Source organism: Mesorhizobium sp. M0016, from assembly GCF_040324035.1.
Taxonomy (GTDB): domain Bacteria; phylum Pseudomonadota; class Alphaproteobacteria; order Rhizobiales; family Rhizobiaceae; genus Mesorhizobium.
Window position 1 is genome coordinate 219,117 of sequence record NZ_JAMYVM010000001.1, and the last position, 12,928, is coordinate 232,044.

Below are 12,928 nucleotides of genomic sequence, written 5' to 3' on the forward strand. Positions count from 1 at the left end.
TGATTTTCTGCGCCTGGGATGGCCGCCGGCCGGCAAGGGCAGGCGCGGTGCAATTCGTGGATTTGGGGTACGAATGCGATGCGGGCGCATCGCGTGTTACGCCCGCATCGCCTGGCTCCTATTTACCCCAGATCTTCTTGTATGCGTCGCGGTAGCCATTGCCGGGGTCGAACGCATTTGTCGGGCCGCCGTCGAACTCGACATTGTCTGCGGTCACGACATGCAGCGGCGACAGATAGCCCGACCATTTTTCACCGGCGATGGCGCGGTTCAGCTCGTCGACCAACTGCCAGCCCTGCAAGTTGAGCGGTTCGGCGACCGTCACCTTCTGGAACTGGCTGGCGCGAATGCGCTGATAGGCCGATTCCGAACCATCGCCGGCAGCGACATTGATCGGCGCGTCGGTCCCGGCTTTGCCGGCGGCGGCTAGCGAGGGTCCCATGAAGTCGAAATAAAGATCGTTGATCGCCAGTGAATGCGTCCAGGCATCGCCGTACTTCTGCAGCAGCGAAGTGGTCAGCTGCGGCATGCGCTGAGAGGTCTCGGCGATCGGCGTGTCGACATATTCGAGCACCTTGCCGCCCAACCGCTCGATCTCCGCCTTCATCTTGTCGGCTTTGGCGATGGCGATGGCGTAGGTCGAATCGGTGAAGATAACCACGCCGGGCTTGCCCTTGGCATCGGCATAGGCCCAGTCGGCCGCCGCCGTGGAGACTTGCATGGCGTCGGTCGACACGTTTGCGAACACGCCGCTTTTCTCGTCGGGCCCGATCACCGGTCCGGCATGCCAGGAGACCAACGGGATACCTGCGGCCTCGGCCTGTTCCAGCGCCGGCGCCTGTTCGACCGCGTCAAAACCGTTTATGACGATGCCATTCGGCTTCAACGCCATGGCCTGGCCGAAGGCAGCGGTGCGGCCGCCGATCGAGCCGGCGCCGTCAATCACCTTGACCTCCCAGCCGATCGCCTTGGCCGCTTCCTCGACGCCGTTGGTAACGCCGAGAATGCCGCCGTTCTTGAGGTCGCCGGCGAGCACGACGATCGTCTTGCCTTGCTGCGCCTTAGGACCGGTGGTCGGGCCATCCCAGGTCGTCACTTTCTGTGCATATTTCCGGACGACCGCGATCGCGTCGGCCATCGCGTCCGCCCGAGCCTGGCCCGCCAACAGGGCCGGAGCAGCGATCGCGATCGCCATCAAGGCGACGGATGATTTCAGGAATGTTCTGCGTTGCATGTTGGTACCTCCCTTGGTTTCAAGAAACTGCATGGTCTTTCAAAACTCGGTTTTCGAATGGAGTTGCGGCATTTCACCGGCTGATGTCACCCGCCACCGGACCAACGCCAGCCGGATGTGCGTTGACGTAGATGGCGTAGAGGGATGTCTGCGCGGTGATGTAGAGGCGGTTGCGCTTGGGGCCGCCGAAACAGACATTGGAAACGAGCTCGGGAACCAGGATACGGCCGATCAGGGTTCCGTCCGGTGCATGGACGCGCACCGAGTCGGCGCTGGAGGCCCAGATGTTGCCGTCGCGATCGACGCGGAAGCCATCGAAGAGGCCTGCCCCACACTCGGCGAAGATGCCGCCTGCGCGCGCCGACCGGCCATCGGCGGCAAGGTGATAGGCCTTGATTGCGCGCGGCAGGCCGGGCACGTGGCTGGCGCCACTGTCGGAGACATAGAGGGTCATCTCGTCAGGCGCGAATGCCAGGCCGTTCGGCTGCACCATATCGGTGATAACGGCGCTCACCTCACCCGAAAGCTCATCAAACCGGTAGACATGGGAGCCGCCGATCTCCGCTTTGGCGATCTCGCCCTCGTAGTGGCTTTCGATGCCGTAGACCGGGTCGGTGAACCAGATCGTCCCATCGGATTTGATCACCACATCGTTTGGCGAATTGAACCGCTTGCCGTCGATGGCTTCGACCAGCGGCTGCCAGCGCCCGTCATGTTCGAGCCGGGAGACGCGCCGGCCGCGATGCTCGCAGGCTACGACGCGGCCTTCGCCATCAAGCGTGTGGCCGTTCTGGTTGTTACAAGGGGTTTCGAAGACGCTGACCGAGCCGTCGCTTTCGTCGTAGCGCAATAACCGGTCGTTGGGGATGTCGGACCACAGCAAATGCCTTGCCGAGGGAACATAGACCGGCCCTTCGGCCCAGCGGCTGCCGGTCCACAGCCGTTCGAGCTTGGCATGCCCGATCGTCAGCTTTCGGAAGCGATCGTCCAGAATTTCGTAGTCGCTCATGTCGTGATCCCCTAGGCTCGACTTGTCACTTCGAGGACTGCGCTACGGCCTTGGTCCTGGTCCTGGTCCTGGCCCTGTGCGCGGCGCCGCGCTTGCGCTGGGCGTAGCCGGCAATGCCGATGGCGACGAGCAGCGTGACGCCGTTGAACAGCGGTTCGACGAAGAACGAGCCGCCGAACTGCTGAATGCCGGAAATGCCGACCGCCAGGATGATGACGCCCGTCATCGTGCCCCAGACATTGACGCGCCCGGGCTTGATCGTGGTCGAGCCGAGAAAAGCGCCGACGAGTGCCGGCAGCAGATATTCCAGCCCGACGCTGGCCTGGCCGATGCGCAGCTTGGACGCCAGCAGCACGCCTGTCAGCGCCGTCAGGAAGCCCGACGAGATGAAGGCGCCAATGACGAAGCGGCGCACCGGAATGCCGTTGAGCGCAGCCGCCTTCGGATTGGCGCCGATGGCATAGACGTAGCGGCCGATCGGCAGATATTCGAGGATGATCCACAGCGCGACGGCGATGGCCAGGACATAGAGGCCGGTAATCGGCAGGCCGAACACCATCGTGCCGTTGAGCGCGTAGAAGCCGTCGGGCAGCACGCCGACCACTTGCCGGCCGCCAGTGTGCCAGAGTGCGAGCGCATAGAGCACGGTGCCGGTGCCGAGCGTGGCGATGAAGGAGTCGATGCGGGCGACTTCCACCAGCAGGCCGTTGAGGAAGCCGGTCGCAGCACCGAGAAGCAGCACGATGATCACCGCCAGCGGCCACGGAACGCCGAACATGGTCTGCAGGCTGATGGCGAGGATGTGCCAAAGCACGATGCCGTAGCCGACGGTGAGGTCGATGCGACCCGACGCCATCGGGATCATCGCCGCCAGCGACAGCAGCGCGATGATTGCCTTGTCGGAGATGATCGAGCGCAAATTGAGCAGCGTCGGAAAGGTGTTCGGCAGCAGGATCGAAAACAAAAGGATCAGCAGCGCCGTCAGGATCACCAGCCCGTAGACCGGCAGCAGCCGGATGATCTTCTGCCCCAACGGCAAGCCCGCCATTTCGCCACGGGTTGGTTCGAGTGCGCTGGATTCGATCGATTGCATGAGTTCGCTCCCAGAAAGATCAGGCGGCTTCGGAAGCCGATGCCGCAATGATCACGGCGGATGTGGTCAGGTCGCTGCCGGTGAGTTCGCGCACGATATGGCCGCGCGAAAACACCAGGGCACGGTGGCAGATATGGGCGATCTCCTCGAAGTCGGTCGAAACCACGACGACGGCGAGGCCGGCTTCAAGCGCGCGTCCGATCAGCCGGTAGATCTCGGCCTTGGCGCCGACATCGACGCCGGCGGTCGGATCTTCGGCGATCAGCAATGCGCGGCCGGTGTGGAGCCAGCGCCCGACGACCACCTTTTGCTGGTTGCCGCCGGAAAGCGCCTCGATCGGCAGGTTCGGATCGTTGGGGCGCAACCCGACCGAGCCGCCGATCACTTGCGCTAGCGCAGCCTCCTTGTGAGGCGCCAGGAACGAGAACAGGCCGCGCTTGCCGGCGCCGGGATTGAGAAAACTGTTTTCGCGGATCGACAAGGAGGCCGCAATGGACTCCTCGGTCCGATCGCGAGCGATGAGCCCAACGCCGGCCGCCATCGCCGCGATCGGGCTCGACAGGTCGGGCGTAGCGCCATTGATCGTCACCGAGCCCGAAAAGGCCTGGCAGCCGAACAGCGTGCGGCCGACCAGTTCCTGTCCGGCGCCGCGCAATCCGACCAGACCGAGCAGCTCTCCCTTGCGCACGTCGAACGACACCGGACCTGCGCCGGCGCAGACCAGGTCGCGAACAGCGCACACCGTCTCGCCGGCCTGCGTCTCAGCCTTGGTGAAAACCTGGCTTACCGGACGGCCGACGATCATCTCGACCAGCTCGTCCGGCTTGGTCTCGGCGACCTTCTTCTGGCCGACCAGTCTGCCGTCGCGCAGCACGGCGACGCGGTCGGCGATGCGGAAAATTTCATCGAGGCGATGTGAGACATAGATCATGCCGACGCCACGCTGCTTGAGCGGACGGATGGCGTCGAACAGGCGATCGACCTCGTCGGCCGGGAGACTGGCTGTCGGCTCGTCGAGCACGAGCACATCGGCCTCGGTGGCCAAAGCGCGAGCGATGGCGACCAGCGATTTTTCGGTGCGCGTCAGATCCTGGACGCGCGTCGTCGGATCGAAATCGCAGCCGACCAGCTTCAACGCCTCGTGGGCCCGGTTTTCGGTGGAGTGCCAGTCGATGAGACCGGAGCGCAGCGAAAATCCCTGCGCCAGGCCGACATTTTCACCGACCGTCATCCATTCGATCAGGCCGAGATCCTGATGAATGAAGGCGACCGACTGACGCTGGTTCGGCCGTGGCGGGCGGTGGTGATAGGGCTCGCCACGAAACAAGATGCTGCCGCCATCGGGACGGTAGATGCCGGCAAGCGTCTTGATCAGCGTCGACTTGCCGGCGCCGTTCTCGCCGAGCAGTGCCAGGATCTCGCCCTTGTGCAGATCGAGCGACACGTCGGAGAGCGCGCGGGTGCCGCCGAACTCCTTGGTAATCGACTTGAACTCGATCAATTTTTCCTCAGACACAAGCGTTCCTCCCAAGATCGCCAAATGATGTTATCGATAACATTTCTGAGCGTCAAGCGACAAAATCAGGCCTAGCCGCTTAGCTGGTCTTGCCGTCGAGCAGGCGCATCATTTCGGCCGAATCCCTGGGTCCGAGGCCGGCGGCGCAGAGCAAGCGGTGGATCTCAACCACCTGCCCGGTCATCGGCATCGGCGTCCTGGTCTTCAACGCAAAGGCCTGCAGCGAATCCAGGTCCTTGAGCATGTTGTCGATGCGGCCGGTGGCTGAATAATCGCGGGCGGCAAACTTTGCCATGAACTCCTGCATGATACTGGAATCGGCGCGTCCGCCCTTGAGCGCCGCCGGGATGGCCTTCGGATCGACACCGCCGGCCTCGGCAAGTTTCACCGCCTCTGCGACGGCCTGGAACAGCACCGCGCAGAACAGCTGATTGATCAGTTTGGTGGTCTGCCCTGCCCCGCTCGGGCCCATCAGCGTGTAGTTGGCGCAGAGATGCTGCATCACCGAGCGCGCCTGTTCGAAGTCTGCCGCCTCGCCGCCGGCCATGACGGTCAGCCGGCCAGCCAGCGCACCGGGAACGCCGCCCGAAAGCGGGCAGTCGAGCCATTTCATGCCGGTCTCGGCCGCGAGCTTCTTGGCCATTTGCGCAGTGTCAGCCGGGTCGATCGACGACATGTCGATCAAAAGCTTTTCCAGCGACGCAGCAGCCGCGACACCGGCATCGCCGAATACCACCGAACGCACTATATCGGCGTGGTTGAGACTGAGGATGACGAAGTCGCTCGCCCGCACTGCCTCGGCGACCGACGCCGCGCCAGCCGCACCCTTCGAGGTCAGGGCGGCGACCTTGGCCTTGTCCAGATCGAACACAGTGACCGCCTGCTTGACCTCGATCAGGCGGGTGGCGATCGCCGTTCCCATGATGCCGGCGCCGACAACGGCGACTTTTGTTGGTTGCGTCATTTCAACGTGCCTTTTTCCTTGATCCCGGCAGGGTCGACCCAAAGTGCACCCAGGCCCTGCAACACTCTATCGGCAATCGTGTCGACAGGCGCGTCGATGTCCACCGTGACCACCAGCGGCTCGTCGCCTGGATGCTCCAGTGTGGCGAACTGGCTGTCGAGCAGCGCCGGTGGAAAGAAGTGGCCGCGGCGCGCGGCTAGCCTGGCTTGCAGCAGCGAATGCGACCCCTCCAGGAATACGAAAACCAGCGACTCGCCCGCCGCATCGCGAAGCCTATCGCGATGGGGTTTCTTCAACGCGGAACAGCTGACGACTAGCCCGCGACCCTCCTCACGCGCCTGGCGCAAGGCTGCGCCGACCAGATCCAGCCAAGGCAATCGATCGCAGTCGGCAAGCGGTATGCCCGCCGACATCTTTTCGACATTGCTGCGCGGATGCAGCGTATCGCCTTCAACGAAGGCAAGGCCAAGCCGCGCGGCGATCTCGACGCCAACTTTGGTCTTGCCGCAGCCGCTGACACCCATCACGACGATGAGCGCGGGTTCAAAGGCAGGTCGTGATGCCACCGTCGACATAGAGCGTTTGTCCATTGACAAAGGATGAGGCCGGTCCCGCCAGAAAGATCGCCGCGCCGACCAGTTCGCCGACATCGCCCCAACGACCCGCCGGTGTGCGGTTGGTCAGCCACGCCGAAAATTCGGGATTGTCGACCAACGCCTGGTTGAGCGGTGTCTTGAAGTAGCCCGGCGCGATGGAATTGACCTGCAAGCCATGCTTGGCCCAGTCGGCGCACATGCCGCGCGTCAGGTTGCGCACCGCGCCTTTCGTGGCCGTATAGGGCGCTATGTTGCTCCGTGCCAGCTCGCTCTGCACCGAGGCGATGTTGATGATCTTGCCACGCTTGCGCGGGATCATGTGCCGCGCCACCGCTTGCCCGACGAAGAAGACGCTGGAGATGTTGGTGCGCAGCAACTCGTCCCATTTGTCGGCGGGAAAATCCTCGAGCGCCGCGCGGAACTGCATGCCGGCATTGTTGATGAGGATGTCGATGGCGCCGATCGTCGTCTCGGTCTCGGCAACGCCATTCGCCACCGCCGCATGATCGGTGACGTCGAAGACGGCGCTATGGACCTTGTACCCCTTGGCCGCCAGCGCATCCGCGGCAGTTTTGATCTTTTCGGCGCTGCGGCCGTTGAGGACGATTTCGGCGCCGTGCTGCGCCAGCCCCTCCGCCAAGGCAAGGCCGATCCCTTGCCCCGAACCCGTGACCAGCGCCCGCATGCCGGCCAAATCGAACAACGAACTGCCCAAACGCTCCTCCTGAGCAATGTTTCCTGGAGCGGCCACGATTTCCAACGTACCTGCCGCCAGTCCATATTGACATGAATGTTATCGATAACATAGTCAATTGGAAAAATGCACAGGAGATGACGCCGTGACCGACATTTTGATGACAGGTCCCTATCCGGATTGGGACATGGCAGATCTTGAGGCGAAATATCGCGTCCACAAACTTTGGCGGGCCGAGGACAAGGACGCACTGTTCTCAAGCCACTCCGGCGCGATCCGCGCGATCGCTACGCGCGGCGAGCTTGGCGCAAGTGCTGCGCTGATGGCGAAGCTGCCGCAGCTCGAAATCGTTTCCTGCTACGGCGTCGGCACCGACGCCATCGACCTTGCGTACGCCAGGGCGAACGGCATTCGTGTCACCAATACACCTGATGTTCTAACCGAGGACGTAGCCGATATCGGCATCGGGCTGCTGCTCGCCGTGGCGCGAAAAATCCCGCAGGCCGATGCCTATGTACGCGATGGAAGCTGGCGCAAGGGCAATATGGGGCTGGTCACGCGTGTCTGTGGGAAAAGGCTGGGCATTGTCGGCATGGGCCGCGTCGGTGCGGCGGTGGCGAAGCGCGCCGCTGCCTTCGACTGTACAATTTCCTATTTCGACACCCGCAAGCGCGACGACCTTCCTTACAGGTTCGTCGGCGATCTGCTTGAACTGGCGCGCGACAGCCAATTTCTGATCGTAACGCTCGCCGGCGGCGAAAGCACGAAACACATGATTAATGCGTCGATCCTGGCAGCGCTCGGAGCGGACGGTATCGTCATAAACATTTCGCGCGGCAGCACGATTGACGAGACGGCGTTGCTCGCGGCCCTGGAATCCAGCGCCATAAAGGGTGCCGGGCTCGACGTGTTCTGGAACGAGCCAACCATCGACGAGCGCTTCCTGAAGCTTACCAATGTCGTGCTGCAACCGCACCACGCCAGCGGCACGGTGGAGACCCGCGAGGCCATGGGTCAGCTCGTCCGCGATAATCTCGCCGCCCATTTCGGTGGACAGACCTTGCTGACACCGGTCGTCTGAGAAAGGATCCCATCATGAAGTCGATCGTCATCCATGCGGCAAAAGACCTGCGGGTCGAGGAGACCGATCCGGGCTCCCCTGGCTACGGACAGGTCGAGATCGCGGTGGAAGCCGGCGGCATCTGCGGCTCGGACCTGCACTACTACAATCATGGCGGCTTCGGCGCGATCCGCCTGCGCGAACCGATGATCCTCGGCCACGAAGTTGCCGGCACAGTGAAGGCCATCGGCGGCGGTGTTTCGACACTTGTTGTCGGCGATCGCGTCGCGATCTCGCCCAGCCGACCATGCAATGCCTGCCGCTACTGCCTGCAAGGCATGCAGAACCAATGCCTCAACATGCGCTTCTATGGCAGCGCCATGCCGATGCCGCACATCCAGGGTGCGTTCCGCCAGCGCCTGATCGCCGAGGCGTGGCAGTGCCACAAAATAGCCGACCACGTTTCCATCAATGAAGCCGCTTTCGCCGAGCCTTTTGCGGTGACCCTGCATGGCATGAATCGCGCCGGCTCGCTGCTCGGCAAGCGGGTTCTGGTCACCGGCAGCGGGCCGATCGGCGCGCTTTGCATCCTCGCCGCACGGGCCCACGGTGCGCGCGAAATCGTCGCCACCGATGTCATGGAGGGCGTGCTGGCGAAGGCCCTGGAGATCGGCGCCGATCGCACCATCAACGTCGCGACCAACAGCGAAAAGCTAGCCGCCTACAATGTCGACAAGGGTAGTTTCGACATCATGTTCGAGGCATCCGGCAATGAACGCGCGGTGCGTGCAGGGCTCGATGTCCTGAAGCCGCGCGGCGTGCTCGTGCAGCTCGGTCTCGGCGGCGATCTGTCGATCCCGCAGAACCTCATCGTCGCGAAAGAGATCGAGATGCGGGGCACTTTCCGTTTCCACGAGGAGTTTGCGCTCGCCGTCGACCTGATCAATCGCAGCCGGGTGGATGTCAAACCGCTACTGACGGGCATCTATCCTCTCGACGAGGCGGTCGCGGCTTTCGACATCGCCGGTGACCGAAGCAAATCCATGAAGGTTCAGATCGCGTTCTGAATATGCTTCGGTTGCGCCGGAGGCGCATCGGCACATTGCCTTAAATCGCGTCGGCGCCGATCGCCGCCAGCGCGGCGCGTGCCACGTCGAAATCCTGCTCGCCGGTTCCCGAACCGACACCAATGCCGCCCGCAAGGCGGCCATCGAAGCGGATCGGCAGGCCGCCAGGCAGATTGGTGACGCCGCCTTGTGAAGCGATCCCGGCCAAGGTTGCTGCTTCGGGCGCCATGTCGCCGGTGGCAGCGTTAATCGACGCCGCCGTGCGCGCCTTGGCCCACGCGGTGTGCAGGCTCAGGAACCGTGCGCCGTCCATATGCAGGCTGGCGAGGTCTCGCCGCTCGCATCGACGACCACAAGACATTGCGGCACGCCCATCGTCACAGCGCGCGGCCCCGGCAGCGACGGCTTTCAAGGCGCCGTCATGTGTGAGGCTGATGGTCTCGCGAAACATCGCTATTGGGCTGCCCTTCGCTGCGTTTGAATCGATGAAAGAACTCAGGTGCTTTCGCGCTCGACGACGCGATAGCCGGTGAGCACGATTTCTTGGCCGTGTCGTTTCTCGTCGCCTCGGATCACCTGGATCAATCTGCGGGCGGCCTGTTGCCCGATCCCGTAGCAGTCGACATTCACGGTGGTGATGCCGGGATGGCAAAAGGCGGCTACCTCGTAGTCGCCGAAGCCGGCAATTGCGATGTCCTGCGGGATCCGCATGCCCCGGCGCTTGCATTCCATCAGTGCGCCGAAGGCCGAAAGGTCCGAAACGCAGAGTACGGCTTGCGTGTCCGGCCAACGCTCCAGCATGCTGACGACGGCCTGGCCGCCCTGCTCGATGGATATCGGCGGCACGCCAAAGGAAACGAGGCGCCCGGTCGGCAGGCCGAGCTCCTCGATGGCTCTGACAAAGCCTTCGCGCCGCTGGCTGCCGCGCGTGTCGCGCGAGGTCGTGCCACCGATGTAACCGAATTTTCGGTAACCCTTCCTGGCGAGCGTCTTGACGAGAAGCCCCATCGCCTCCTCGTTGGAGAAACCAACCACTTGATCGATCGGCTTTACCGGCAACTCCCAGGTTTCGACCACTGGAATGCCGGCGCTTTTCAAAAGGCGGCGGGCGCGATCCGTGTGAGCGCCGCCGGTCAGGATGATGCCTTCCGGCCGCCGACGGAGCATCGCTTCGATGAGCTTTTCCTCCTTCTCGACCGTATAGTCGGTGTAGCCGAGGAGAAGCTGGAGCCCCGTGCTCTCCAGTTCATCCGTAATGCCGCGCGCCGTGTCGGCGAAGTTGGAGTTGTTGAGTGACGGAACCATCGCGGCAACAAATCCAGTCTTGCGCGAGGAAAGGCTGCCGGCCGACTGGTCAAGCACATAGCCGAGGTCGTTGACCGCGACCATGATCTTTTCCCGCGTCGCCTTGGAAACGCGACCGCCTTCCTTCAGGGCCCGCGAAACCGTCATGGTCGACACACCCGCCCGCAGCGCCACGTCGACCATCGTCGGAGCGTAGCTCTCGCTCGGTTTCGATGAGGCTGCCTTGGCCATCAGCGCTCTCTATCGGCCGGCCGCGCCGGCCTGACAGAGGTAAGCGCCAGACACTCAGTCACGGGGTTTGTCTGGCGTCCGGCCGCGTCCATGCACCACCTCTCAGAATCGGGTCGACTTCGAGATGTTATCGATATCACCGCGAGCTGGCAACAGCCGTCATGTCCGCCTTGGGTTTCGGCCTCTGGAGATTTCCCTCCCAATTCCAGACTGCCATTTATGCGACTTTCGAAGCACAAATCATGAACATAGGATGATGGGGTATTCGGTTCAAATTCGCCGGTGGCGTCAGCTTCGCGCCTCAGATAGGTCTTTGAGCTGGCCCCAGCGGAATCCCAAAAGCAGAGCGCTCAAATAGGACCCTGGCTAACGGAGAGCCGTCCAAACACGGCTCACAAGCTGTCGAGCAGCAGTGCGCCCAATTGTCGCCGTTTGGCGCGGCTGACCGTCCCGGCCTTCAGGGCCACGTGGCCTCGTCCGAAACCCACTTATGGAGCGCGGCGATACGAGGGTCGGTCCAGCACTCGTAACCGCAATTCGTCATCGCTCACCGGGTTGACAATCGCTCCTCAGGCGCCATGCTGCAGTGCAACATGGCTAGCTACGAAACCAGCATCATCAAGTCTTCGCGCATCGAATGCCTGGACGGGCTTCGCGCGCTTGCGGCGATCTGGGTGCTGGTCGGGCACTGCATGCTTTTGACCGGCTGGCAAATTCCGATCGTCGGCGAGCCGGATCTCGGCGTCGACCTGTTCATCATGCTGTCCGGCTTCCTGATGGTGTTCCACTATCAGCTGCGCCAGGAAAAGGAGCCTTGGCAAAGACCGGAAACCTGGCTGAAATTCTGGACGCGCCGCTATTTCAGGATCGCGCCGCTGTTCTATGTCATGCTTTTCCTGGCGCTGGCGCTTGGCCCCTATCTCTACGATTGCAGGATCATCATCGACGATTTCCTCTCCAGATCGCACCAGGCGCCGGAACGCTACCTCGACGGCAGCCTGAAGAACATCGTCGCTCATCTCACGTTCCTGTTTGGGCTGGTGCCGAACCTCGCCTATCGCACGCCGCTGCCTGACTGGAGCCTGGGGCTGGAGATGCAGTTCTATGCCGTGTTCCCGGCCGTCATGCTGCTGGTGCGCAGGCTGGACTGGATCAGGAGCGCCCTTGTGGTCGCGGCGGCCGGCTGCGTCATCGTGTTTGCGATGCGGCTGTTGTCGATCCATTTTCCGATGCCGTCCTTTCTGCCGCTGAAGGTGCAGATATTCCTGTGCGGGATGCTGCTGGCCGGAGTCGTGCATCAAACCCGACCGAGGCCGTTCCGCTATCTGGCATTGGCCATGCTTTTGGCGGCGCTGCCCTTTGGCGGCGACCAGGGGCTGGGCAAGCTTCTGGTGCGCGAAGCGCTGGTGGCGGGCTTCTTTGCGCTGGTTCTCTACCGCATGCTGCCTGGAAGGGCGGGAACACTGGCGCGAGCGATCGCCGTGACGCTCAGCAACCGGTTCTTCCACCTGATGGGCGAGCTTTCCTTCAGCATCTACCTGATCCATCTGCTGGTGCTGCAGCCCGTCGCGGCGTTCGTCATCAGTGAGTTCGGCCACGAACTGTCGCCGCCGCTGCGCTTCGCCATCGTCGTTGCCGTTGTGCTGCCGACGGTGACGTTGCTGTCCTGGATCACCTACACTCTGATCGAGGTCCCCGGCCAGAAGGCGGGCCGCTTCGTCGTCCAGCGCTTTGGCCGAAAGAGCGGCGCGCCGGCGCTGGAGAAGACCCCGGCGGAGTAGGGCGCAAAGCCAGCCAGTTCCCTAGATTGAATTTCACCTACGACTGTGTCGCGCCCTCTTGTGTGCGGCGAGTTGAAAGCCGATGCCGCAGCAGGGACCGGATATTCTTGTGTAGATCTAATTGGCGACAAGCGCGAGGCCACGAGAACGAGACAGGGCCAGATCAGCTTATCGTCAACTGTCGCTGTGACGAAATTTTTCCGAAGTTCAGCTTAAGACAGTGCGCCGACTCAGCCAGAACGGGCAGGCAAACCCTTACCCTGCGCTGGCGCAATGTCGCGGCGCTTCCCTGTTGTGGTCGATAAGGCAACCGAACCGATGGTCAAGATGAACATAGGGGCTGACCAGGCTAAGCGCTGGCGAGATGAAGCGGTACGC

Annotated in this window: 12 protein-coding genes; 3 read left to right on the forward strand and 9 right to left on the reverse strand. The window is 62.8% G+C overall.

What is annotated here, in order from left to right; all coding sequences use genetic code 11:
- Nucleotides 1-118: 118 nt before the first annotated feature.
- The 7 genes from NKJ88_RS01150 to NKJ88_RS01180 all read right to left on the reverse strand — a co-directional run bounded on the left by NKJ88_RS01150 (nt 119) and on the right by NKJ88_RS01180 (nt 7,097).
- Nucleotides 119-1,234, reverse strand: coding sequence for an ABC transporter substrate-binding protein (locus NKJ88_RS01150; protein ID WP_352443391.1), 1,116 nt, complete (start codon nt 1,232-1,234; stop codon nt 119-121).
- Nucleotides 1,235-1,307: 73 nt separating this feature from the next.
- Nucleotides 1,308-2,243 (reverse strand): SMP-30/gluconolactonase/LRE family protein, encoded by a 936-nt coding sequence (locus tag NKJ88_RS01155; RefSeq protein WP_352443392.1) that lies wholly within the window; start codon nt 2,241-2,243, stop codon nt 1,308-1,310.
- A gap of 25 nt (nt 2,244-2,268) precedes the next feature.
- Nucleotides 2,269-3,336, reverse strand: coding sequence for an ABC transporter permease (locus NKJ88_RS01160; RefSeq protein ID WP_352443393.1), 1,068 nt, complete (start codon nt 3,334-3,336; stop codon nt 2,269-2,271).
- A gap of 19 nt (nt 3,337-3,355) precedes the next feature.
- Nucleotides 3,356-4,852 carry a sugar ABC transporter ATP-binding protein gene (locus tag NKJ88_RS01165; protein WP_352443394.1) on the reverse strand — a complete coding sequence of 499 codons (1,497 nt, stop codon included), beginning with the start codon at nt 4,850-4,852 and terminating at the stop codon, nt 3,356-3,358.
- 79 nt (nt 4,853-4,931) lie between these two features.
- Nucleotides 4,932-5,816, reverse strand: a complete 885-nt coding sequence (locus NKJ88_RS01170; protein ID WP_352443395.1) for an NAD(P)-dependent oxidoreductase — start codon at nt 5,814-5,816, stop codon at nt 4,932-4,934.
- A complete protein-coding gene (locus tag NKJ88_RS01175; RefSeq protein WP_352443396.1) occupies nt 5,813-6,391 on the reverse strand; it encodes a gluconokinase in 579 nt (192 codons plus the stop codon). The genes NKJ88_RS01170 and NKJ88_RS01175 overlap by 4 nt, the downstream gene beginning before the upstream one ends.
- Nucleotides 6,360-7,097, reverse strand: a complete 738-nt coding sequence (locus NKJ88_RS01180; protein WP_352443537.1) for an SDR family oxidoreductase — start codon at nt 7,095-7,097, stop codon at nt 6,360-6,362. Before NKJ88_RS01180 ends, NKJ88_RS01175 begins: the two co-directional genes overlap by 32 nt.
- 169 nt (nt 7,098-7,266) lie before the next feature.
- Between NKJ88_RS01180 and NKJ88_RS01185 the strand changes: the two genes are divergently transcribed.
- Nucleotides 7,267-8,187 carry a 2-hydroxyacid dehydrogenase gene (locus NKJ88_RS01185; protein ID WP_352443538.1) on the forward strand — a complete coding sequence of 307 codons (921 nt, stop codon included), beginning with the start codon at nt 7,267-7,269 and terminating at the stop codon, nt 8,185-8,187.
- Nucleotides 8,188-8,201: 14 nt separating this feature from the next.
- Nucleotides 8,202-9,233 (forward strand): L-idonate 5-dehydrogenase, encoded by a 1,032-nt coding sequence (locus NKJ88_RS01190; RefSeq protein ID WP_352443397.1) that lies wholly within the window; start codon nt 8,202-8,204, stop codon nt 9,231-9,233.
- 40 nt (nt 9,234-9,273) lie between these two features.
- On the opposite strand, the gene NKJ88_RS01195 is transcribed toward NKJ88_RS01190, so the two are convergent.
- Entirely contained in the window at nt 9,274-9,684 is a 411-nt protein-coding gene (locus NKJ88_RS01195) for a heme-binding protein (RefSeq protein WP_352443398.1), read from the reverse strand.
- Between the two features lie 44 nt (nt 9,685-9,728).
- Nucleotides 9,729-10,769 (reverse strand): LacI family DNA-binding transcriptional regulator, encoded by a 1,041-nt coding sequence (locus NKJ88_RS01200; RefSeq protein ID WP_023763031.1) that lies wholly within the window; start codon nt 10,767-10,769, stop codon nt 9,729-9,731.
- 593 nt (nt 10,770-11,362) lie between these two features.
- Between NKJ88_RS01200 and NKJ88_RS01205 the strand changes: the two genes are divergently transcribed.
- A complete protein-coding gene (locus NKJ88_RS01205; RefSeq protein WP_352443399.1) occupies nt 11,363-12,550 on the forward strand; it encodes an acyltransferase family protein in 1,188 nt (395 codons plus the stop codon).
- Nucleotides 12,551-12,928 lie beyond the last annotated feature (378 nt).